The sequence below is a fragment of the Flavobacterium calami genome, from assembly GCF_038290035.1.
Classification (GTDB): Bacteria; Bacteroidota; Bacteroidia; order Flavobacteriales; family Flavobacteriaceae; genus Flavobacterium; species Flavobacterium calami.
Map to the genome: position 1 here is coordinate 193351 of NZ_JBBYHS010000007.1, position 22875 is coordinate 216225.

The following is a 22875-nucleotide window of genomic DNA, read 5'->3' on the forward strand; positions in this document are numbered from 1 at the left end:
ATAATACTAATTTTGCGGTATGATTAAAATAAGTATAATTGGTTCCGGAAATGTCGCTGAGCATTTGATAAAAGCTTTCGCTAAAAGTGAGAAGGCAGAAATTGTACAAGTATTTTCAAGAAAAAAAGAGTCTTTGACGCACCTTATTGATTCAGATAAAATTGTAACTGATTTTTCTGTTTTAAAAGAAGCTGATTTGTATATTATTTCAATATCTGATAATGCAATTTCTGAAGTTTCCGGGCGTTTGCCTTTTCAAAACAAACTTGTTGTTCATACTTCAGGAACTACATCGGTAAAAGCTTTGGATTCTAAAAACCGAAAAGGAGTTTTTTATCCGTTACAAACTTTTTCTAAAGCGAAAACGCTTGATTTTTCTGTAATTCCGATTTGTCTGGAAGCTGAAAATGAAGCAGATTACAATACTCTGGAAACGGTTGCCAAAAGTATTTCTAATGTGGTTTTTCCAATTAGTTCAGAACAAAGAAAAGCACTGCATGTTTCGGCAGTTTTTGTAAACAATTTCACGAATCATTTGTATCAGATTGGGCAAAAAATTTGCAAAGAACACAATGTTCCTTTCGAAATTTTAAAACCTCTGATTTTCGAAACTGCAGAAAAGATAAAAACCCTTACCCCTGTTGAAGCGCAAACAGGTCCTGCAAAACGAAATGATTCGGCAACAATACAGGCTCATCTTAATTACTTAACAGATGAAAATCAAAAAAATATCTATAAACTCTTAACACAATCTATACAAAATAATGGCAAAACACTTTAAAGAAATAATGAATGACATCACAACATTTGTTTTTGATGTCGATGGCGTACTTACCGACAGCTCAGTTTTTGTAACCAATGAAGGAGAAATGCTCCGTACAATGAATATCAGAGATGGTTATGCTATGAAAGCTGCTGTAGAAAGCGGTTTTAACATTTGTATTATTTCCGGCGGAAGCAATGAAGGTGTTCGTATAAGATTACACAATTTGGGTATAACCGACATACATTTAGGAACTCCGGATAAAGTAAAAACTTTTAAGGAATACACTAATATTCATAATATAAAACCTGAAAATGTGTTGTACATGGGCGACGATATTCCTGATTTTCACGTTATGAAACTGGTAGGCTTACCAACCTGCCCACAGGATGCTAGCCCTGAGATCAAGAATATTTGCCGTTATGTTTCGCACGTAAAAGGCGGAAGAGGTGCTGTACGTGACGTAATCGAACAAGTTATGAAAGTACAGGGCAAATGGATGGAATACTTTAACGGAAAACATGATTAAGCAATATTTTATGAATTATGAGTTATATATCTAACTCTAAAAAACGCATTTTCAATTAAAAAACTTAGTTATCTCAGCCCCTTAGAATCTTAAAAATGAAATACCTCAAATTAATTCGCTATCAAAACCTTTTAATGCTTGCTTTTATGCAGGTTTTATTTCGTTATTCCTTCCTAAAAGGACAAAACATTCCTTTGGCTTTATCAGACTGGCAATACGGTTTATTAGTTTTAAGCACTGTTTTACTGGCAGCTGCCGGATATGTAATTAACGATGTTTTTGATACTGAAACCGATCAGATTAATAGACCCGAAAAAGTTATAATTGGCAAAAGCGTTTCAGAAACGTCAGGCTATAACATTTATATTGCTTTAAATATTACCGGTGTTGCAATTGGTTTTTATCTTTCAAATGTTATAGGAAGACCAGGATTTGCTACTATTTTTATACTAATGGCATCTTTGCTTTACTTTTATTCCACAACTTTAAAACAAATTATGATTTTAGGAAACTTTGTGGTAGCTTTATTATTAGCGATGAGTGTACTGCTTATTGGTATTTTTGATCTTTTTCCGGCAACAGTAGCCGAAAATAAGGCTCAGATGGCCAGTCTGTTTTCTATTTTAACGGATTATGCATTATTTGCATTTATGATTAATTTTATCCGTGAAATCGTAAAAGACATTGAAGACGTTAACGGAGATTATAATCAGGGAATGAATACACTGCCTATTGCCATTGGTATTAGCAGAACTGCTAAAATTGTATCGATACTTTCTATTATTCCTTTTATTGTATCACTGCTTTACATTAAACAATATTTTCTGGAGAACAGTCTTTATATAGCAACTCTGTATGCTTTTGCTTTGGTTTTGGCTCCGCTTCTTTACTTTATGGTAAAAGTTTTTTCTGCTAAATCACAAAAAGAATTTAACCATTTAAGCAACGTCCTGAAACTAATTTTACTTTTCGGAATTTTATCAATTGTGGTTATTACCTTAAACATTCATTATAATGCTTAAAGAAAAACTAAAAAAATACAGCTTAATTCTGGCTTCGGGTTCACCGCGAAGACAACAGTTTTTTAAAGATCTGGATTTAGATTTTGAAATCAGGTTAAAAGATGTGGAAGAAATTTTTCCACCTGAATTAAAAGCTGCAGAAATAACCGATTTTTTAGCCCTGTTGAAAGCAAATGCTTTTGAAGGTGAGCTAAAAGAAAATGAAATTTTAGTAACCAGTGATACCATTGTCTGGCACAATAACAAAGCGCTGGGCAAACCCAAAAATGCTGAGGAGGCTTTTGAAATGATAAAATCAATGTCGGGCGCAAGCCACGAGGTAATTACATCGGTTTGCTTTAAAACAAGCAAAGCTTCTACCCTGCTGCATGATATTACAAAAGTAACTTTCAACCCTTTATCAGACGAAGCTATTTTATATTATATAGAAAATTACAAACCCTATGACAAAGCTGGTGCTTACGGTATTCAGGAATGGTTTGGTTTTATGGCCGTTTCCAGAGTCGAAGGTTCGTATACGAATGTTATGGGACTGCCAACTGCGAAAGTTTATGAATATTTGAGTACATTAGAGTAAAAATTAATTTATGTTTTCATTTAAAGAATATAGCCAGGAAATATTAACCACTATAATTCTCCTAATTGTATTATTCGCACTGCGAATTATTATCGCACAATTAGTACGAAGATATGCCAGTACTAGTCATTTATTAGAACATCGTACTAATTTGGTTATTAAATACATTCATATCTTAATGAATATTTTGGTAACTATAAGCCTGATTGTAATTTGGGGAGTAGATACTAAAGACATTTTTATTACCGTATCCTCAATTGCTACTGTGATTGGTGTTGCTATGTTTGCCCAATGGTCTATTTTAAGCAACATTACCTCAGGAATGATTTTGTTTTTTTCGTTCCCTTTCAGGATTGGCGACACCATAAAAATACATGACAAAGATTTTCCTATTGAAGCCGAAATTGAAGACATCAGCGCTTTTCATGTTAATTTAAAAACAAAAGAAGGGGAGAAAATAATATTCCCAAACAATCTTTTACTGCAAAAAGGAATTTCTATTATTACACCTACGTATGAAGAAAAGGAATTCTTTGATTAATGGGAATTTTATAAACTAATAAAAATAAGTTAGAACGAAATAATTTGATTTATGCAGCAATTTTGTATAACAAAAATTAGTTATCAAAATTCAAAAAAATGAATGAATCAATAAAACTACCACTTTACGTAAAATTAACCTGTATTCTATTAATTCTGATTTGTATTGGTTTAGTAATATATATTGGAAGTAATATTATTACACCTGTAATGCTGGCATTTTTATTTACAGTTCTACTTTTACCAATACACACTTTTTTATATACAAAATTACGTTTTCCAACCTACCTCGCTTCTTTTGTAACCGTAGTCATATTTGTATTAAGTATTGCAGCCATTCTGGCTTTCATCTCTTTTCAGATAACAGATATTGCAGATGATTTTGATATTATTAAAAAAAATGCTATTTCTTTCTTCAATAATACGCAGTCTTATATACATGAAAAATTTCAAATTAGCATTTGGGAACAAAAAAAGTATATTGAAAAAGTAACCAACGACTCCGTACAAAATGGGACCGGAACAATTGGAGCGGCAATTGGTTCTTTGAGCGATGTCTTATTCAATAGTATGCTTGTAGTTGTATTTACCTTTTTGTTTCTTCTATACAAGACTCACTTTATTCTTTTTCTGGCAAAATTATTTCGCTATGAAAATCATCCAAAATTAAAAGAAATCATTACTCAGATTAAAATTTCTATTAACAATTATATTTTGAGCCTCATTTTCGAAATGTTTGTTGTTTCTATCCTGACCGGACTTGGTTTATGGATCATAGGTGTCAAATATTTTATATTACTAGGGCTTATTACAGGAATTTTAAACCTTATTCCTTATATCGGAATTATGATTGCGGGTATTTTAACCGTTCTTTCTTCACTCACAGCAACACCCGAAATTTCTATTATTTTAAGCATACTTATCGTAAACATAATTGTACAGCTTATTGACAACAATGTACTTGTCCCTTTAATTATTAATTCAAATGTAGAAATCAATGCATTCGTATCTATAATAGGAATTATTGTTGGAGGATCAGTTGCTGGCATTGCCGGTATGTTCCTGGCCATTCCTCTTCTGGCTATTTTAAAAATTATTTTTGACAGAATTGAATCATTAGAACCCTGGGGATACCTGATGGGCAATCACATGCCTAAAAAATTTACATGGAGGATTAAAAAACTAAGGGCTAAAGTTTAAGTACTTGAAGTATTAAATTAAAAATTGAATCCATCATAATTTATAGCTAACTTTATTAGCATGTATCGAAACTTTCTTAAAATAGTTTTTCTTTTTCTTTTCCTTTGGAATTTTTCCCAAAGCGCATTTTCACAAGAAAAACAAACTAAAAATGATAGTCTCGAAAAATACCATAAAATTAAAAAGTTCTCTGAAAAAGGAAAATTCACCACTTTTTTAAAGAAAATAATTTTCAAACCTGCAAAAATTAAAAAGAAAAACGAAACTTTAGTTACTAAGGAACATCTTCCGGATATTGACGGCAAAATTATTCGCAAGATCAGAATCATAACTTTGGATCCTTTTGGACGCTCTGATACTGATTCAACTATGGTTCCAAAAAACTGGGGAGAACGAACAGGAAATAAACTGCATCTCAAAACCAAAAAATTTGCTATCCAAAATTTATTGCTTTTTAAAAGAAATTCTGCATACGACAGTTATAAAATAAAAGAAACCGAACGTATTATCAGGTCACAAAGATTTGTAAATAAAGTCAGTATAACTGAAGAACTGGTCCCGAATAGTACTGATTCTGTTGATGTAACGGTTCGTGTTTTAGACGCATGGAGTTTAATTCCGAAATTTTCAATATCAAGTTCAAGAGTTGGAGTCGGATTCAATGACCGCAATATTGCAGGAACAGGTCAGCAACTCGAATACAAATTTACAAATAGGTTTGATGACGGACATAATGGTCACGATGCTTTATACACAATTCCAAACATCAAAAATACATTTATCACTACAAAGTTTAGATATTACAGGGATTTAGATGACAATTACAACAAAAGTATTTCTATAGAACGTCCATTTTACTCTCCATTGGCCAAATGGGCAGGTGGAGTTCTTTTAGGACAACAGTTTAGACGTGACACCTTACAAGATGCAACTCTTAAATATGAATTTCAGCCTTTTAAATACTATTTTCATGATTTTTGGGCTGGAAAATCTTTTAACATTACGGGAGAAAATCCAAAAAAAGAAAGAACAACCAACTTCATAGTTACGGGGCGTTTTTTAAATGTTGATTATACAGAAAAACCCAGTGTTGCATTTGACACAATTAATTTTTTTTCAGATGAAAAACTAATGTTAATGGGATTGGGGGTCAACACCAGAGAGTTCGTAAAGGATAATTACATTTTTAGAAACGGATATACTGAAGACGTTCCAATTGGAAGAATCTACGGAATTACTGCAGGATATCAGTATAAAAATAAAATGTGGAGGCCTTACATAGGAGCCCAGGCATCATTTGGAGACTATTACAAATGGGGATTCCTGAGTACCAACTTTGAAATAGGTACTTTTTTTCATCAGGGCAGAACGTACCAGACTTCAATTTCAGCCAAAGCAAATTATTTTACCAGTTTACTAACAATTGGAGACTGGAAATTGCGACAATTCATCAAGCCGGAAGTAATTATAGGAATCAACAGGGAGGCTTCCATCGGAGATCAGCTTACCATAAACGAAAATTACGGAATCCAGGGATTTAATGCCGCTCATTACGGAAAAAGCAAAATGGTTTTAACACTGCAAACCCAAACCTACGCCCCCGAAGAGGTTTTAGGTTTTAGGCTAAATCCCTATTTTAATTATTCAATAGCCGTTTTAGGAAGCAGTAGTTCCGGTTTACTTCAAAATAAATATTATTCAAAATTCAGTCTGGGTCTGCTGATCAGTAACGACTATCTTGTTTTTAGTGCTTTTCAGCTTTCTATTTCATATTATCCAACAATTCCATTTCAGGGTGATAGCATTTTTAAAACAAATACTCTTGAAACTTCGGACTTCGGACTTCAGTCATTTGAATTAGGAAAACCCAGAATTGTTGAATATAAATAGTTATTTTTTTTATCTCAAAAAAAATAACAATAACATCCTAAACACCAGTGCTTTCAGGCAATAACAATCATTTTTACATTTTCGAAATATACTTTTTTTTAAAGAAAATCGTTTTGGTATATTATTTTGGCACAGTATATGGATATTCCTAAACAAGATTAACACTTAAATTTTTAAAGATGAAAACTATAAAAATCGCAATCGTTGGATTATTTTTAATCATTGCAAATACAGCTCAGTCACAAGTATCAATAAACGTAAATATAGGAACTCCACCAGTATGGGGACCTGTAGGATACACTGAAATGGAATATTACTATTTACCAGATATTCAATGTTATTATGATGTAAGAGCTTCACAATTCATCTATTTTGGAGGCAATACCTGGGTGAGATCTAGAAATTTACCAAGACAATACAGAAACTATGATTTGTACGGAGGTTACAAAGTAGTATTAAATGATTATCACGGAAGAACTCCATACGTTTATTTTGACAGACATAAAACGAAATATTACAAAGGATATCATGGTGCTCCTCAAAGACCTTACAAATCGAGACCTGTTTATGGCTATAATGACCGCAGACATGATGATTATAAAAACCATAAACATTATGATAAGCACCATAATAAACATGACAAACACGACAGACATGACGACGATCACGATCATGGTCATGGAAGAAGATAAAATGCCGCTTAAATTTCTACAAAAGAGAGTACCAAAGTTTGGTGCTCTTTTTTTTTGCAAAATGATAAAAAAAGCCAATACATCTAAAGCTAAATTACCGTAACCCAGCAATTTTAATTTTAAGATTTAACAAACCACCTGTATTGTGTTTCGCTTAATAGGATGCGACAATAACGATATACAACAAATAATAATCAGCCATTAAAATAACATTCCAATATCACTACAGATCAACCCTTTAAACCAAAAGACTTGATTAAACCAATTCTGGAGTAATTTCAATAGAAAATAACAATACCACACGAAAATGGTCTGTACTGCATCTGCAGCTCCTTGGTACAAATTGCAGAAATTAATCCCCGTTGAAAAAAAATCCGTTTTTATATTATAATTCTATTTTTAGCAAAACTCCATCAAACATTAATTCCATAAAAAAAGCTGTCTGAAAATATTTTCAGACAGCTTTAAAAATTTTGATATATTTAAGACTACATTGTAGCTTTCAATGCTTTTGCTTCTGCAGTCATTTCAAGTGCTTTATAAACTCCTAACAATGTTTTAGCAACATCCTGATTTTTAGGATCTAATTCATTTGCTTTCTTAAGATAAGGAATTACACTTTTAAATACACTTTCTCTTTGAGCTTTAAGTACATCGTAACGTTTCATATCTTTTGCAGAAGTACCTAATTTATTCATTTCATCGATAATTGGTTTTTCTGCTTCTAATTTTAACGCTGCCAGATTAAGATATGCGTTTGCATACTTAGGATCTATTTCGATAACTTTTAAATAGTATTTTTCGGCATCTGCTTCATTTTTAGCATTAGCACTAAGCACACCTAGATTAAAAAGTAATTCTGTATTATTTGGGTCTTTTTGCAAAGCTTCTCCAACTAATTTTTTATACGTTTCAAAATCTTTAGTTTCTAAATACAAATTGGCTTCAGAAATAATTAGAGAACTATCATCAGGATTTGTTTTTCTGGCATCAGCAATTGCTTTTTTTGCATCTTCTTTACGACCTTTTTGAAGCAAAATAAGAGCATAGTTTTTGTATATTTCACCTCTTTTGGACGGAATAGTTTCAGTTTTAGGTTTTTCGTGTGTTCCTAATTTTACAGCTAAATCTCTGTCTTTTGCATTACTAAAACCATCTTCATTACCTGAAATTTTATTTACAGCAGTGTAGCTGGTTCCTTTTCCAGAATAGTTGATGTTTTTCAACTCTTCATACATTGGCAAAGCAGCATCGTAATCTTGTGCGTTTACGTACGTCGAAGCAGCATAGTATAAATTAATAGTGTCTTTTTTATCCAATAAATAAGCATCATATAATTTTTTTGCCCCTGATGCTGACTTATTACTCTGAGTATCTGCAATAGCAGAGTTAATAAGCTGCCCTTTAATATTTGTGATTGATGTAGCTGCTTGTGTTGAGTACTTTTGCTTTCCTGAAGCTTTTTCAATATCAATCAACTTTTTATAACTCTCAGCAGCTAAAGAAAGATTTTTGCCTTCTTCTACTTTTTTATTAGCTAGATCCAAATAAGCATTTCCCTGGATAAAATAATATTGAGCTTGTTCAGTATCTTTTGCATTAACAATAAGATTCTCCGCATCCTTTAATTGTGCAATTGCCCCTTGAGCATCTCCACCTTTTAAGGCCTTTTCAGCATTTTTTATCTGATCTTTCTGAGCAAAAGTAGCTACCGAAATCAACAATGCTGATGCAAGTATTACATATTTACTTTTCATAATATTCAATTTGTATATTTAATTTAAATTTTGTGATTTAATTTTTATTCTTCAGATTCTTCTTCATCTGAATCATCTTCATCTTCTGGCTCTACATCAGAATCATCTTCGTCTTCATCTTCTGATGATCCATCGTCTTCAAGCACTTCCAGATCAGGCTTAACTCTTTCGATTACAGACTCAACAACATTTCCATCTTCATCTACAACAACTTCTTCTGCCTCGTCTTTCATTACAGTTGTTACGGCTGCAATAGAATCTTTCCCTTTTAAGTTAATCAATCTTACACCCTGCGTTGCACGCCCCATAACACGTAAATCCTCAATAGCCATTCTTATTGTCAATCCCGATTTATTGATAATCATTAAGTCATCAGAATCTGTAACGGCATTTATTGAGATTAATTTCCCTGTTTTTTCAGTAATATTAAGTGTTTTAACACCTTTTCCACCACGGTTTGTAATTCTGTATACATCTTCTCCATCTTCGTCGACTAATTTGGTACGTTTTCCATATCCGTTTTCAGTTACCACTAAAATTTGCGAATCGTTAATATCATTTTTATCAACAGTAACCATACCAATTACTTCATCAGTTTCATCTTTCAAAGTAATTCCACGAACTCCTGAAGCTGTTCTTCCCATCGGGCGAGTTTTTGTTTCTTCAAAACGAACCAGTTTACCGGATTTTACGGCTAAGATAATTTGACTTTCACCATTCGTTAATTTTGCTCCCATTAACTCATCCCCCTCTTTAATTGTGATAGCTGCAACACCATTTACACGTGGTTTAGAATATTTCTCCAAAGAAGTTTTCTTCACCTGCCCTTGTTTTGTTACCATCACAAGATTATGGGTATTGATATAATCTTTATCTTTAAGGTCCTGCGTACAGATAAAAGCTTTTACTTTGTCGTCACTTTCAATATTTACAAGGTTCTGAATTGCTCTTCCTTTTGCTGTTTTGCTTCCTTCAGGAATTTCATAAACACGCATCCAGAAACATTTTCCTTTTTGGGTAAAAAACATCATATATTGATGGTTGGTTGCAACGAACATATGCTCAAGGAAATCCTGATCTCTTGTTCCTGCACTTTTTTGACCAACTCCTCCTCTGTTTTGAGTTTTATACTCTGTAAGATTTGTACGTTTGATATAACCTGCATGCGAAATTGTAATAACCACATTTTCATCTGCAATCAAATCTTCTATACTTACATCCCCTCCTGAATATTCAATTTGCGAACGTCGATTATCACCATATTTATCACGAATCTCTGTAAGCTCTTCTTTAATTAAATCAATTCTCAAATTAACATCTGCTAATAAAGCTTTCAAATGCTCAATTAACTTCATTAATTCGTCAAATTCAGCTCTTAATTTATCTTGCTCCAGACCTGTTAACTGACGCAGACGCATCTCTACAATTGCACGAGCCTGAATATCTGATAATTTAAATCTCTCAATTAATTTTTCTCTGGCTTCATCGGTATTTTTAGACCCTCTAATTAACGCAATTACTTCGTCGATATTGTCAGAAGCAATAATCAATCCTTCTAAAATATGCGCTCTTTCTTCTGCTTTACGCAATTCAAATTGAGTTCTTCTAACTACTACATCGTGACGATGCTCAATAAAGTAGTGAATCATATCTTTCAGATTCAACAATTGAGGACGTCCTTTTACTAGTGCAATATTATTTACACTGAAAGAAGATTGCAATGAAGTGTACTTATATAAAGTATTCAAAACTACGTTTGGAGTAGCATCACGTTTAAGGATATAAACGATACGCATACCGCTTCTATCTGACTCATCACGGATATTTGCAATACCTTCAATTTTTTTCTCGTTAACCAAATCAGCCGTACGCTTGATCATTTCGGCTTTGTTTACCTGATAAGGAATCTCTGTAACGATAATGCATTCTCTGCCATCCACTTCTTCGAAACCAACTTTAGCACGCATTACAATACGCCCTCTACCTGTTTTAAAAGCTTCACGAACGCCTTCATATCCATAAATAATACCTCCCGTTGGAAAATCAGGAGCTTTGATATGAGTCATTAATTCGTCTACTTCAATATCATTATTATCAAGATACGCCAAAGTACCATTGATAACTTCAGTTAAGTTATGCGGCGGCATATTTGTCGCCATACCAACTGCAATACCTGTTGCTCCGTTTACTAATAAAGTAGGAACTCTTGTTGGCATTACTTTAGGCTCGTAAATTGTATCGTCAAAGTTTAGTTGAAAATCAACTGTTTCTTTTTCGATATCGGCCATAATCTCTTCTGAGATTTTACGCATTCTGGCCTCAGTATAACGCATTGCCGCAGGACTATCACCATCTACAGAACCGAAGTTACCCTGACCATCAACTAATAAATATCGCATACTCCATTCCTGCGCCATACGTACCATTGCATCATAAACAGAAGTATCTCCATGCGGGTGATACTTACCAAGAACCTCCCCCACAATTCTCGCAGACTTTTTGTGGGCAGATCTTGATGTTACACCTAAATCATACATTCCGTAAAGAACTCTTCGATGCACTGGTTTCAAGCCATCTCTAACATCCGGAAGTGCTCTCGATACGATTACCGACATCGAATAATCGATGTAAGCTGATTTCATTTCATCTTCGATGTTAATAGGAATTAACTTTTCTCCTTCAGACATAAGTTGTTATATTAAATATTATATTTTAGTTTCAAAGCGTGCCAAGATACGTTTTTTTGAAATTTTTTCAGCTATTTCCTTACAGTTATTTCAATGATTTATTAACAACTTTTTTTTACCATTTGGTTAATAAATTAAGCCTTTTTTAACTGTTTTATTACCTTTTTTTTTGTCACTTAGCTGACAGGTCTTCTGAAAGGTACGATTTTTGTTTTTCAAACAGTAATTCATTAAATTTACAATACCAATTATATATTATGGATGATAATTTTTCACCAAGAGTAAAAGATGTTATTACATACAGTAAAGAAGAGGCCCTTCGTTTAGGACACGACTTTATTGGTACTGAACATCTCATGCTGGGCATTTTAAGAGATGGTAACGGAAAAGCTATTCATATACTTAATAACCTGGCAGTTGATTTAGACCATTTACGCAGGAAAGTAGAAATACTGAGTCCGGCCAGCCATAGCGTTGAAGTAAATGCAGAAAAGAAAAATCTTCATCTTACCCGGCAGGCCGAAAGAGCTCTGAAGACAACCTTTCTGGAAGCAAAAGTATTTCAAAGTTCATCAATCAGTACGGCTCATCTGCTTTTATGCATCTTAAGAAACGAAAACGATCCAACAACCAAGTTATTGAATAAGCTAAAAATAGATTATGACATAGCTAAAGAACAGTATTTAAATATGACTCCAAACGAAGAAGAATTCTTAGATAACTTGCCAAAAAACGAATCATACAATGATGATTCAGGACAAGATGACAGTTTAAAAGAAAGTAGTTTTAACAATCCAGCCAATAAGTCAAACAAAAAATCTAAGACTCCTGTTTTGGATAATTTTGGGAGAGATTTAACAGAAATGGCAGAAGAAGGAAAACTAGATCCGGTTGTAGGACGCGAAAAAGAAATTGAACGTGTTTCGCAAATTCTTAGCCGTAGAAAAAAGAACAATCCACTTTTAATAGGTGAACCAGGTGTTGGTAAATCTGCTATTGCGGAAGGACTTGCTTTGCGTATTATCCAAAAGAAAGTATCTCGTATTCTTTTCCATAAACGTGTTGTTACTTTAGATTTAGCCAGCTTAGTTGCCGGAACTAAATACAGAGGACAATTTGAAGAAAGAATGAAAGCCGTAATGAACGAGCTTGAAAAAAATGATGATATCATTCTTTTCATTGACGAAATTCACACTATCGTAGGAGCCGGAGGAGCAACAGGTTCACTTGACGCTTCGAACATGTTTAAACCAGCTTTAGCAAGAGGTGAAATCCAATGTATAGGCGCTACTACTCTTGATGAATACAGACAATACATTGAAAAAGATGGTGCTTTAGAAAGACGTTTTCAAAAGGTAATTGTAGAACCAACTTCTGTTGAAGAAACTATTGCGATTTTGAACAACGTTAAAGACAAATACGAAGATCACCATAATGTAACATATACTCCGGAAGCAATCGAAGCTTGTGTCAAGCTAACAAACAGATATATGTCTGAGCGTTTCTTACCGGATAAAGCGATAGATGCTATGGATGAAGCCGGTTCACGTGTACACATCACTAATATTGACGTACCAAAGCAAATTTTGGATTTAGAGCGTCAATTAGAAGAAGTACGTGAGAACAAAAATATGGTAGTTAAAAAACAAAAATATGAAGAAGCTGCCAAACTTCGCGATGACGAAAAACGTATAGAAAAAGATTTAGCACTTGCTCAGGAACAATGGGAAGAAGATTCTAAAAACAACCGAATAGAAGTTACAGAAGATAACGTAGCGGACGTTGTTTCTATGATGACCGGAATTCCTGTAAACCGAATTGCACAAACAGAAAGCAACAAACTAGCTAAATTACCAGAATTAATTCAGAATAAAGTAATCGGACAAAACGATGCTGTTCTTAAAATTGCACGTTCTATTCAACGAAACAGAGCCGGACTTAAAGATCCAAATAAACCAATTGGTTCGTTCATTTTCTTAGGTCAGACCGGAGTTGGTAAAACACAATTGGCAAAAGTATTAGCAAAAGAATTATTTGATTCTGAAGATGCGTTAGTTCGTATCGACATGAGCGAATACATGGAGAAATTTGCGATCTCTCGTTTAGTTGGAGCGCCTCCGGGATATGTTGGTTACGAAGAAGGCGGGCAATTGACCGAGAAAGTTCGTAGAAAACCTTACTGTGTGGTCCTTTTAGACGAGATCGAAAAAGCGCATCCGGATGTATTCAATATGATGCTTCAGGTTTTAGATGATGGGTATTTAACAGATAGTTTAGGTCGTAAAATTGACTTTAAAAACACCATCATTATCATGACATCTAATGTTGGTGCGCGTCAGTTAAAAGATTTCGGACAAGGCGTTGGGTTCGGAACTGCTGCTAAAGTAGCCCAGGCTGATGAAAATTCAAAAAGCATAATCGAAAATGCATTGAAGAAAACATTTGCCCCAGAATTCTTAAACAGAATCGACGACGTAATAGTATTTAACGCTTTAGAAAAAGCTGATATCGATTTGATTATCGAAATTGAACTTAAAAAACTTTACAGCCGTATTGCTGAATTAGGTTATAATTTAAGTCTTACCGATAAAGCAAAAGCATTTATCGCTGAAAAAGGATTTGACAGACAATTTGGTGCAAGACCTCTAAAAAGAGCCATCCAGAAATATGTTGAAGATTTGTTAGCAGAAGAAATCATAACTTCAAAAATACATTCTGGTGACGAAATATTAATGGATTTGAAAGATGACGCTCAGGAACTTTCAGTAGAAATCCATAAAGCCGAAGAGCCAACAAATCAATAAAATAATTTAAATTTATAACACAAATAACTTACCCGTTACGTTTTCATAACATAACGGGTATTTTTTTTAGATAAATCACTATCTTTAGTAAAAGCAAATAGCTATTTTTGGATATTAAATTTTATAATAAAAACAACGTATGCTTCAAAACAAAGTCATTTTAGGCAGTGAAGAATGGTGCTCATTTCCAGAGCTTGGAATCCCTACAATCAAGGCTCGCGTGGATTCAGGCGCAAAAACTTCAGCAATGCACGCTATAAACATAGCTCCTTTTATAAAAAATGATGCCAATTGGGTGAAATTTGATATCAATCCGATTCAAAATAACATAAAAACCATAATCCATTGTGAAGCTCCGTTGGTGGATAAAAGAATTGTAAAAAGCTCCAGCGGTTTTAGGGAACATCGTTACGTAATACAAACGAGTCTGAAAATAGGAGATACAAAATGGCCAATCGAAATGACTTTGACCAATCGTGACTCAATGGGTTTCAGAATGCTTTTAGGTCGCGAAGCTATGAGCGGACGCGTATTGGTTGATCCTGAACAAAAATATTTATTGGGCCAGCCAACCACAGAAGCTTTAAAAGAATTATACCAAAATTCCGAAAAAGCCACTTCAGGTTTACGCATAGGTCTTTTAGCCAGCAATCCCGAATTATACAGTAACAAAAGAATCATGGAAGCCGGCGAAATGCGCGGACACGAAATGCATTTCCTAAACATTAAGGAATGCTATATGAAACTGGATGCCAAAACTCCCGAAATTCATTACAGAGGCGGAAAAATTTTAAATCAGTTTGACGCCATTATTCCGAGAATCCGTCCAAGTATTACTTTTTATGGTTGCGCTTTGACTCGTCAATTTGAAGCTTTGAAAGTTTTTTGTTTAAACTCGGCTACAGCCATAACACAGTCTCGTGACAAACTATATTCGCTACAATTGCTTTTAAATAGCGGGATTGATATTCCAACTACTGGTTTTGCTAATTCTCCTTTGGACACTGATAATTTAATTAAAATGGTTGGAGGTTCTCCTTTAATCGTAAAATTACTTGAAGGAACACAAGGAAAAGGTGTTGTTTTAGCCGAAACTAAAAAAGCAGCAGAGAGTGTAATCAACGCTTTTAAAAGCCTGAATGCAAACATTTTGGTTCAGGAATTTATCAAAGAAGCTAACGGAAAAGATATTCGCTGTTTTGTAATTGATGGTAAAGTAGTAGCAGCTATTCAGCGTGAAGCAATGCCGGGTGAATTTAGAGCTAATATCCACCTTGGTGGTACCGCATCAATAATCAAAGTTACTTCAGAAGAAAAAAAGATTGCCATTAAAGCTGCAAAAGCAATGGATTTGAAAGTAGCTGGTGTTGACATTATTCGTTCTTCAAAAGGACCTTTATTGCTTGAAGTAAATTCTTCTCCAGGTCTTGAAGGAATTGAAGGCGCTACAAACAAAGACGTTGCCGGAGAAATGATCAAAGCAATTGAAAAGAATTTTAAATTATAGACTAAAATCAGTCTTTTATCACCATTATTTAATTAAAAAGCTTCATCGAAATACAGATTTGATTAAGCTTTTTAATTAACTTTAAAATAAAAAATATGTCTTTCCCTTATTTAGATATCATTTTAAGAAGTGCTGCCGTCTATTTTTTTATGACTATTGCTTTGCGAATATTCGGTAAAAAAGAACTTTCTCAGTTAAATACCGCAGATATTATTCTGATTTTACTGATTAGCAATTCGGTTCAAAATGCAATGGTTGGTCCTGACACAAGTCTTTGGGGAGGTTTAGTTGCTGCATTAGTACTATTTGTAATTAATTTTACAATTAAAAAGCTGACACATAAATACAAAGTTCTAAATGATTTATTTTTAGATAAACCTGAAATTCTTATTCATAATGGAAAACTAGAATTTAAAACCCTCAGCAAACTGGATATCTCCAACGATGAACTAAAAGAAGCAATGCGAGAACACGGTTTAGAACATTTTACAGAAGTAAAACTTTGCATGCTTGAAATTGACGGTACAATTAGTGTAATTTCAAAAGAAAAAAATCAACTAAAACAAACGCATTATAAACGAAAACATAATCATAAGAATTTTAGAAAATAACATCATTTGATACAATCTTATAAAACAAAAAGGCTATACAGAATCTGAATAGCCTTTTAAATTATTTTTTTTAGCAAATTACTTTTGGAATAATTTATTAATCTGATCTTTTACAAAAGGTTCAGAAACACTACTTGCACCAGAAGAAGGATCTTTGCTTGAAACCATAAACTGAACTGTAGCTTTGTCCGGAAGTGTATTTCCTGTATAATGCAACCAGATATAATTATTTGGTAATTCTAATTTTATATCATACAAAGGGCTTGCATTAAAACCATTCATAATAATACTGTAAAGACCTGCATAATCATTATTTACGTTTTTGAAAGAGAATTTTCTTAAACTTGAAGTATCATCATCATCACTTACAATGCTTGTATAATAAACAGTATATTCATCTCCAATTTTTTGAATATAGTTATTGTTTACTTTTCCTAATTTTTCAACTGGTACAGTTTCAATAACTTTAATCTGAGCAACTGAAACAAAACTAAAGAACAAAATGGCAAGGGTAATAATTTTTTTCATACTTAATTTGGGGTTAATTTTTACTACTATTAATGAACGCCGAAATTATGAAAAATTACTTCTAAAATTACGCTTCTATCAACATTAAATTGTGAATTTTATATAAAATCCGATTATTGAATAATAGACGAAATGTATTTTATTCAAAATCAACAAAATACAAAAACAAATCAATCCAAACATACAGTTATTTTTTTGTCAGAGATTAAAAAAAATATAAGAATATTATTTATAATCTTCTTTTTTTACCACCTTTCTGGCAACTTCAATTTTAAATTTTCTTCCTTTCATCTTCTCATCTTTTATATTCTGAAGCAAATCTTTTACTTTATTATATCTTACGGCAGCAAACGAAATAAAGTCCTTTACTTCAATCAGACCTAAATCTTCTTTTTCTAGTTTTCCTTTTTGAGAAAAGAAACCGACTATATCAAACTTATTGAGTTTTGTTTTCTTTCCTCCGCTAATATAAATAGTTTGAAATTCAGGCGGTTTTGGCAAAACTACTGCGTTTTCGATATTTAAAACTTCCATATCATAATTGATATAATCCAGTTGTTTTTCGCTTTCATGAACAATTACATAAGCAGTACCCGAAGCCTGCATACGTGCTGTACGTCCATTTCGGTGAGTAAACTCATCTTCTTTCAAAGGCAGATGATAATGAATCACATGCTTCATCTCCGGAATATCCAGACCACGAGCTGCCAAATCAGTTGTAATCAAGTAACTGATACTTCCGTTTCTAAACTGAATCAAAGCACGCTCACGTTCCTCCTGATCCATTCCTCCGTGATAATAAACTGAATAAATTCCTTTTTCATTCAGAGTATCACTAATTCGTTCAGCTGCATCACGATGATTACAAAATACAATTGCCGACTGAGATTTTAAAGAACAAATCAAATGAAACAAACTCTGTAATTTATCTTTGGATGATGAAATCACCATTTTCATTGAAAGATTTTCTTTTTCCTCTTCTTCCGGAATAAAATCTAAAACTGTTGGATTAACTACTCTGGTATATTTTGGAATTTCAATCTCTGAAGTTGCCGAAACCAAAACTCGCTTATTCACTTTTGGCAATCTTCCGATGATAAAAGACATTTGTTCATGAAAACCTAATTGCAGAGATTTATCAAACTCATCTAAAATCAGTGTTTGAATCTTATCGGTTCTGAAAGTTTCTCTATCAATATGATCTGCAATCCTTCCTGGAGTTCCAATTAAAATAGCAGGCGGATTACTTAAATTTTTAATTTCAGTATCAATTGAATGTCCTCCATAACAAATGTTTACTTTGTATGGCGTTCCCATTTTTTTCCAGACCTGTTCAATCTGTAATCCAAGCTCTCTGGACGGTACCAAAATCAGACACTGTACTGATAAAATTTCTGGCTGTAATAGTTCTAAAACTGGAAGCAAGAAAGCTAATGTTTTTCCTGAGCCTGTTGGAGAAAGCAATAAAACATTGTTTTCGTTTAAAACAGCATCATGTGCCATTTCCTGCATTTCATTTAGGTTCTGAATTCCTAAATTCGAAAGTATATTATTGGAATGTTGTTTTTTATTCATTTTGCAAAAGTAATTAAAAGGTTTCAAGTTTAAGATTTTCTTTATTCAAGTTGCTTTAACCGAAATATTGAGTTGCCAACAGATTTTATATATTAATTTGCCTGATCTTCGTGAGACAAACAACCACAAAAACATATAATCTTGAAATCTGAAACTAAAAACAAATAAAAAACAAGCTGCCAAAGTAGTACAGATGGCGCTACCAATAAGTTAATCTGTATGTGTAAGGTAATTGCACTCTTACCGGAATATGGTACAAAAATTAAACATGAATCTTTAATTTAAGAGAGTCTAAACCAATAGTAATTAATTAGAATTTGGAATCTTAAATATTGGTTTTTCCTCCTCTTCAAACAACAATTTGATGTTTTCGTATGAATTTTTAAGTGCTTCTTTAATTTGTTCCGGATTAAGCCAGGCTACTTTTTCGATGCCTTCTTCCAATTGCCCTTGTGGAGTACCTTCAAAATCAGTGTACATTTCGAACCAATGCGTGATTTTGAGTTTGTATTTTCCGTTTCGTTTAAATATATGATACGTTTTTTGAAGCTTATTGGTAATTCGCAAACCATTTACACCAGTTTCTTCTTCAACTTCACGCATAGCTGTAGTTTCAATCTCCTCCCCTTTTTCGATTCCGCCTTTTGGCAGATCCCACTTTCCATTTCTGAAAATAAACAAAACTTCACCTTTTTTATTATAAACAAAACCTCCGCCTGCTTTATTTACAGGGATCTTAGCTTTTAAGGTCTTCATAATTTCTTTTTCATCCGGATGGTACAAATAAGCCTTCTGAATTTTATTCTGAAAAATTTTAACTATGATCTGCTCAATATCAATACTTTCCAACAAGAATAATTGAAAATTAGTCTCTCTTGAGATTTCATTTGTCAAAAAAAGTGGTTTGTCGTTCACAAAAACTTTATACATTTGTACTATGATTTTTAATAAAGATACCGCCGAAAAAACAGCAGAATTGCTTTTGCAAATAAATGCAATTAAATTGAATCCTGAAAATCCTTTTACCTGGGCTTCAGGATGGAAATCACCTATTTATTGTGATAATAGGTTAATTCTTTCATTTCCAATTATCCGAAACTATGTTCGTGATGAATTTGCTAAAAATATTGAAAAACAATTTGGCAAACCAGATGTTATAGCCGGAGTCGCTACCGGAGCTATTGGAATTGGAATTCTTGTTGCAGAAAGCCTTGGATTGCCATTTGTATATGTGCGCCCGGAACCCAAAAAGCACGGAAGACAAAATCAGGTTGAAGGCTTTTTACAAAAAGGTCAGAATGTTGTTGTTGTTGAAGATTTAATCAGTACAGGAAACAGCAGCCTCATGGCTGTAGAGGCTTTACGTAATGAAGGGGCTAATATTAAAGGTATGGCAGCTATTTTTACCTACGGTTTTAGCGTTGCTGAAGAAAACTTCAAAAAAGCAAATATTGATTTATTCACTTTAAGCAACTACGATAACTTACTCAATTTAGCAGTTCAGAAACAATACATTAGTGAAGACCAGCAAACCGCTTTACAGGATTGGAGTGTGAGTCCGTCAACCTGGAGACAGGAATAATTTAAAATTTAATTAATATTTTCATCACTTTCCCTGAAAAACAATAAAAAAAAATAAATATATGAACTTAGAAAGTCCAAAAGTTACTGTTCAGAAATCAGCTCAGGAATTATTTGATTTACTGTCTGATGTAAAGAATTTTGAAAAATTAATGCCGGATAATATTGCTAAATTTGAAGTGACTGGCGAAGATGCTTTTATTTTTGGACTAAAAGGGATGCCTGAAATAAAACTTAAAATGAAAGATAAAGTAGCTCCAAATAAAATTGTTTTGGGCGCTGCAAGTGATAAACTTCCTTTTACTTTAGTTTCAAATATTGATAGTGTTTCTGATTCAGAAAGTGCTGTTCAGTTATTTTTTGAAGGAGAATTTAATGCTATGATGGCAATGATGGTTAAAGGACCAATAAGTAAGTTTATTGAAACTTTAGCTAATAATATGAACAAACTATAATCATTAGTATTGTAAATTATAAAGTCCGATTTAACCATCGGACTTTTTTTATTTCAATAAAATTCGAGTTGTTTTGATTTTTCTCAATTCTGAGAACTTCAGTTTGAGAATTTAAAAGATCAAAAAACTTTACCTTAAATCACCTAAACTCTTCAAAAAACAATTCATCTTGAAAAAAATACAATTCAGAAACATAAATTATTATCTGGCGGGATATTAATCTAAGTTTGATCCATCAAAACTAAAACGTATCAGATGGAACAAACAATTAAGATTTTAATTTACATTCATGCATTTTTTGGAGGAATTGGGCTAATTACAGGAATCGGAAGTGTCGCTGTTAAAAAAGGTGGTAAATTACATAAAAGAATGGGTAAATTATTTTCCATCGGAATGTTAACGAGTTCAATTATTTCACTGATTATCTGTTGGATGCCAAATCATCAAAACATTTTTTTATTTCTGATTGGATTGTTTACTATCTATCTTGTTATCTCAGGAAATAGAGCATTGGCTTTTAAACACAAACTAAAAGCCGATTTAACAGATAAAATAATTTCAGGAAGTATATTGCTTTTTTCTGTAATAATGATCTTGTTGGGGATTTATTGCCAGTTAAATAATATCACAAATGGAATATTGTTTATTTTCTTTGGAGGATTTGGTTTTTACATGAGCTATAAAGACTTTATCTTTTTCAAAAAATTATCAGAGATCAACAAAATCTGGTTATCAAAACATATAGGAAAAATGGTTGGTGCACTAATCGCATCTATTACAGCTTACATTGTTGCCGGATTAGGAATTGGTAGTGTGATTGCATGGATTACACCATCAATTTTAGGAACATTCTATATCATTTACTGGAATCGAAAAATAGAACCAAAAACTAAAACCGAATCAATTCATCAAATTTAGAAAGATTGATTTGCAACTTTGAAACAATGAATCTTTCTCTTTAATAGAGCATCTGTATTTCCTTAATATCAAATTCTGAAACCGAATCATCTTCAAGTAAAACTTGTAACTTTCCAATAGCTGAAACTCCCTGAATAATTCCCATGAAGTTTTGATTTTCCAGATTTTTAAAAGGCATCGGAACGCCTCTTCTGAATAACGTATTGTAATATTTTTTCCAATAACATAATGATTCTGTTTGCCAGGATTCTATTTTTTGTTGGATATTTTCAATAATTAATTTTGGAAAAATATCTTTATCAAACAGGTTTCCAGAAATTACTGCCAACGATGACGCATGTGGTAAATATTCAAAATTTGTCTGATTAACATTTAGACCTAATCCAACTACTGACACGATTCTGCCATCACTTTTGATGGTGTTTTCGATAAGTATGCCACCAATTTTCTTATTGTATGACATAATGTCGTTTGGCCACTTTATGCTTAAATCAGGAATATCGAGCGATTTTAATACTTCTACAACAGCTAATGAAACTATTATACTCATATTAAAAACCTGTTCATTATTAAACAAAAAATCCTTAACCAAGACACTCATAATTAAGTTTTTACCTGATTCCGACTCCCATTTAGACCCCATCTGACCTTTTCCTTTTGTCTGATTTTCAGCTGTTACGACTGTAAAATTATCCAGTTCATCCTGATTAGATAATGCCTTAAGAAAATCGTTTGTTGAATCTATGGCATCGAGTTTGATTAGTTTCATTTAAGTAATTTAAATAACTTAATTTAATATTTTGTTAAGGTTCAAAAATAATCACAAATTTTGGTAACTTTACAAATTCATATAAAATAATACATGGCGAAAAAGACTATTAATAATGATGTTCTACTGGCGAACATAATCAAAGGGATTGAAGAAGTAAAAGGAAATGATATCGATATTCTTGACTTAAGAGAAATAGACACGGCAGTTTGTGACTATTTTGTAATTTGCAACGGAAGTTCAAATACACAGGTTAACGCCATTGTAAACTCAATTCAAAAAACAGTCTCTAAAGACTTAAAAGATAAACCCTGGCACGTAGAAGGTACCGATAACGCAGAATGGGTCCTTATGGATTATGTGCATATTGTGGTACATGTTTTCCAAAAACACATTCGCGAATACTACAACATCGAAAGCCTTTGGGGTGACGCCAAAATAACTACAATCGAAAACAAATACTAAAAGAA

General features: G+C 32.9%; 21 protein-coding genes. 15 read left to right on the forward strand and 6 right to left on the reverse strand.

Annotated features, from left to right (window positions below; genetic code table 11):
* The first annotated feature begins 19 nt into the window (after positions 1–19).
* From AAEO57_RS08190 to AAEO57_RS08225, 8 genes are all read left to right on the forward strand, one after another.
* The gene (locus AAEO57_RS08190; RefSeq protein ID WP_341691450.1) at positions 20–781 is read left to right on the forward strand and encodes a Rossmann-like and DUF2520 domain-containing protein; all 762 of its coding nucleotides are present in this window, start codon (positions 20–22) and stop codon (positions 779–781) included.
* Positions 765–1292 (forward strand): KdsC family phosphatase, encoded by a 528-nt coding sequence (locus AAEO57_RS08195; protein WP_341691452.1) that lies wholly within the window; start codon positions 765–767, stop codon positions 1290–1292. Before AAEO57_RS08190 ends, AAEO57_RS08195 begins: the two co-directional genes overlap by 17 nt.
* Before the next feature lie 95 nt (positions 1293–1387).
* On the forward strand, positions 1388–2314 hold the full coding sequence (locus tag AAEO57_RS08200) for a geranylgeranylglycerol-phosphate geranylgeranyltransferase (RefSeq protein WP_341691454.1): 927 nt from the start codon (positions 1388–1390) through the stop codon (positions 2312–2314).
* Complete coding sequence (locus tag AAEO57_RS08205; RefSeq protein WP_341691456.1) at positions 2307–2891, forward strand: Maf-like protein; 585 nt, start codon at positions 2307–2309, stop codon at positions 2889–2891. The genes AAEO57_RS08200 and AAEO57_RS08205 overlap by 8 nt, the downstream gene beginning before the upstream one ends.
* 10 nt (positions 2892–2901) lie before the next feature.
* Entirely contained in the window at positions 2902–3432 is a 531-nt protein-coding gene (locus AAEO57_RS08210; RefSeq protein ID WP_341691458.1) for a mechanosensitive ion channel domain-containing protein, read from the forward strand.
* Between the two features lie 98 nt (positions 3433–3530).
* Positions 3531–4631: an AI-2E family transporter gene (locus AAEO57_RS08215; RefSeq protein WP_341691460.1), complete on the forward strand. Its 1101-nt coding sequence runs from the start codon at positions 3531–3533 to the stop codon at positions 4629–4631.
* Between the two features lie 60 nt (positions 4632–4691).
* The gene (locus tag AAEO57_RS08220) at positions 4692–6521 is read left to right on the forward strand and encodes a BamA/TamA family outer membrane protein (RefSeq protein ID WP_341691461.1); all 1830 of its coding nucleotides are present in this window, start codon (positions 4692–4694) and stop codon (positions 6519–6521) included.
* A gap of 179 nt (positions 6522–6700) precedes the next feature.
* Positions 6701–7213 (forward strand): hypothetical protein, encoded by a 513-nt coding sequence (locus AAEO57_RS08225; protein WP_341691463.1) that lies wholly within the window; start codon positions 6701–6703, stop codon positions 7211–7213.
* Between the two features lie 488 nt (positions 7214–7701).
* On the opposite strand, the gene AAEO57_RS08230 is transcribed toward AAEO57_RS08225, so the two are convergent.
* Both AAEO57_RS08230 and gyrA read right to left on the reverse strand, forming a co-directional pair.
* Positions 7702–8970, reverse strand: coding sequence for a tetratricopeptide repeat protein (locus AAEO57_RS08230; RefSeq protein ID WP_341691465.1), 1269 nt, complete (start codon positions 8968–8970; stop codon positions 7702–7704).
* Positions 8971–9014: 44 nt separating this feature from the next.
* Positions 9015–11657: a DNA gyrase subunit A gene (gene gyrA, locus AAEO57_RS08235; protein ID WP_341691467.1), complete on the reverse strand. Its 2643-nt coding sequence runs from the start codon at positions 11655–11657 to the stop codon at positions 9015–9017.
* 257 nt (positions 11658–11914) lie between these two features.
* Between gyrA and AAEO57_RS08240 the strand changes: the two genes are divergently transcribed.
* The 3 genes from AAEO57_RS08240 (at position 11915) to AAEO57_RS08250 (ending at position 16579) form a co-directional block, all read left to right on the forward strand.
* Entirely contained in the window at positions 11915–14461 is a 2547-nt protein-coding gene (locus AAEO57_RS08240; protein ID WP_341691469.1) for an ATP-dependent Clp protease ATP-binding subunit, read from the forward strand.
* 139 nt (positions 14462–14600) lie between these two features.
* Positions 14601–15968: a 30S ribosomal protein S6--L-glutamate ligase gene (rimK, locus tag AAEO57_RS08245; RefSeq protein WP_341691471.1), complete on the forward strand. Its 1368-nt coding sequence runs from the start codon at positions 14601–14603 to the stop codon at positions 15966–15968.
* Positions 15969–16063: 95 nt separating this feature from the next.
* Positions 16064–16579 carry a DUF421 domain-containing protein gene (locus tag AAEO57_RS08250; protein WP_341691473.1) on the forward strand — a complete coding sequence of 172 codons (516 nt, stop codon included), beginning with the start codon at positions 16064–16066 and terminating at the stop codon, positions 16577–16579.
* 78 nt (positions 16580–16657) lie between these two features.
* Here AAEO57_RS08250 and AAEO57_RS08255 read toward each other — a convergent pair whose 3' ends face one another.
* The 3 genes from AAEO57_RS08255 to AAEO57_RS08265 form a co-directional block, all read right to left on the reverse strand.
* Positions 16658–17107, reverse strand: coding sequence for a hypothetical protein (locus AAEO57_RS08255; RefSeq protein WP_341691475.1), 450 nt, complete (start codon positions 17105–17107; stop codon positions 16658–16660).
* A 225-nt stretch (positions 17108–17332) separates the two neighbouring features.
* Entirely contained in the window at positions 17333–18682 is a 1350-nt protein-coding gene (locus AAEO57_RS08260; protein WP_341691477.1) for a DEAD/DEAH box helicase, read from the reverse strand.
* 306 nt (positions 18683–18988) lie between these two features.
* Complete coding sequence (locus tag AAEO57_RS08265; protein ID WP_341691479.1) at positions 18989–19612, reverse strand: NUDIX hydrolase; 624 nt, start codon at positions 19610–19612, stop codon at positions 18989–18991.
* Between the two features lie 7 nt (positions 19613–19619).
* Between AAEO57_RS08265 and pyrE the strand changes: the two genes are divergently transcribed.
* The 3 genes from pyrE (at position 19620) to AAEO57_RS08280 (ending at position 21636) form a co-directional block, all read left to right on the forward strand.
* A complete protein-coding gene (gene pyrE / locus AAEO57_RS08270) occupies positions 19620–20264 on the forward strand; it encodes an orotate phosphoribosyltransferase (protein ID WP_341691480.1) in 645 nt (214 codons plus the stop codon).
* A 61-nt stretch (positions 20265–20325) separates the two neighbouring features.
* On the forward strand, positions 20326–20718 hold the full coding sequence (locus AAEO57_RS08275) for an SRPBCC family protein (protein WP_341691481.1): 393 nt from the start codon (positions 20326–20328) through the stop codon (positions 20716–20718).
* Between the two features lie 255 nt (positions 20719–20973).
* On the forward strand, positions 20974–21636 hold the full coding sequence (locus AAEO57_RS08280; protein WP_341691482.1) for a hypothetical protein: 663 nt from the start codon (positions 20974–20976) through the stop codon (positions 21634–21636).
* Positions 21637–21676: 40 nt separating this feature from the next.
* Here the strand turns inward: AAEO57_RS08280 and AAEO57_RS08285 are convergent, their stop codons facing one another.
* Positions 21677–22405 (reverse strand): biotin--[acetyl-CoA-carboxylase] ligase, encoded by a 729-nt coding sequence (locus AAEO57_RS08285; protein WP_341691483.1) that lies wholly within the window; start codon positions 22403–22405, stop codon positions 21677–21679.
* A 93-nt stretch (positions 22406–22498) separates the two neighbouring features.
* On the opposite strand from AAEO57_RS08285, the gene rsfS reads away from it, so the two are divergent.
* The gene (gene rsfS, locus AAEO57_RS08290; protein WP_007809313.1) at positions 22499–22870 is read left to right on the forward strand and encodes a ribosome silencing factor; all 372 of its coding nucleotides are present in this window, start codon (positions 22499–22501) and stop codon (positions 22868–22870) included.
* Positions 22871–22875: the final 5 nt, after the last annotated feature.

Bases quoted from the DNA above. Each gene is read 5' to 3' on its own strand.
- gyrA (WP_341691467.1), bottom strand. From the start codon at position 11,657: ATGTCTGAAGGAGAAAAGTTAATTCCTATTAACATCGAAGATGAAATG.
- AAEO57_RS08205 (WP_341691456.1), top strand. From the start codon at position 2,307: ATGCTTAAAGAAAAACTAAAAAAATACAGCTTAATTCTGGCTTCGGGT.
- AAEO57_RS08255 (WP_341691475.1), bottom strand. From the start codon at position 17,107: ATGAAAAAAATTATTACCCTTGCCATTTTGTTCTTTAGTTTTGTTTCA.
- AAEO57_RS08225 (WP_341691463.1), top strand. From the start codon at position 6,701: ATGAAAACTATAAAAATCGCAATCGTTGGATTATTTTTAATCATTGCA.
- pyrE (WP_341691480.1), top strand. From the start codon at position 19,620: ATGATTTTTAATAAAGATACCGCCGAAAAAACAGCAGAATTGCTTTTG.
- AAEO57_RS08210 (WP_341691458.1), top strand. From the start codon at position 2,902: ATGTTTTCATTTAAAGAATATAGCCAGGAAATATTAACCACTATAATT.
- AAEO57_RS08280 (WP_341691482.1), top strand. From the start codon at position 20,974: ATGGAACAAACAATTAAGATTTTAATTTACATTCATGCATTTTTTGGA.
- AAEO57_RS08190 (WP_341691450.1), top strand. From the start codon at position 20: ATGATTAAAATAAGTATAATTGGTTCCGGAAATGTCGCTGAGCATTTG.
- AAEO57_RS08250 (WP_341691473.1), top strand. From the start codon at position 16,064: ATGTCTTTCCCTTATTTAGATATCATTTTAAGAAGTGCTGCCGTCTAT.
- AAEO57_RS08195 (WP_341691452.1), top strand. From the start codon at position 765: ATGGCAAAACACTTTAAAGAAATAATGAATGACATCACAACATTTGTT.
- AAEO57_RS08285 (WP_341691483.1), bottom strand. From the start codon at position 22,405: ATGAAACTAATCAAACTCGATGCCATAGATTCAACAAACGATTTTCTT.
- AAEO57_RS08220 (WP_341691461.1), top strand. From the start codon at position 4,692: ATGTATCGAAACTTTCTTAAAATAGTTTTTCTTTTTCTTTTCCTTTGG.
- AAEO57_RS08240 (WP_341691469.1), top strand. From the start codon at position 11,915: ATGGATGATAATTTTTCACCAAGAGTAAAAGATGTTATTACATACAGT.
- AAEO57_RS08275 (WP_341691481.1), top strand. From the start codon at position 20,326: ATGAACTTAGAAAGTCCAAAAGTTACTGTTCAGAAATCAGCTCAGGAA.
- AAEO57_RS08260 (WP_341691477.1), bottom strand. From the start codon at position 18,682: ATGAATAAAAAACAACATTCCAATAATATACTTTCGAATTTAGGAATT.
- AAEO57_RS08230 (WP_341691465.1), bottom strand. From the start codon at position 8,970: ATGAAAAGTAAATATGTAATACTTGCATCAGCATTGTTGATTTCGGTA.
- AAEO57_RS08265 (WP_341691479.1), bottom strand. From the start codon at position 19,612: ATGTATAAAGTTTTTGTGAACGACAAACCACTTTTTTTGACAAATGAA.
- AAEO57_RS08215 (WP_341691460.1), top strand. From the start codon at position 3,531: ATGAATGAATCAATAAAACTACCACTTTACGTAAAATTAACCTGTATT.
- rsfS (WP_007809313.1), top strand. From the start codon at position 22,499: ATGGCGAAAAAGACTATTAATAATGATGTTCTACTGGCGAACATAATC.
- AAEO57_RS08200 (WP_341691454.1), top strand. From the start codon at position 1,388: ATGAAATACCTCAAATTAATTCGCTATCAAAACCTTTTAATGCTTGCT.
- rimK (WP_341691471.1), top strand. From the start codon at position 14,601: ATGCTTCAAAACAAAGTCATTTTAGGCAGTGAAGAATGGTGCTCATTT.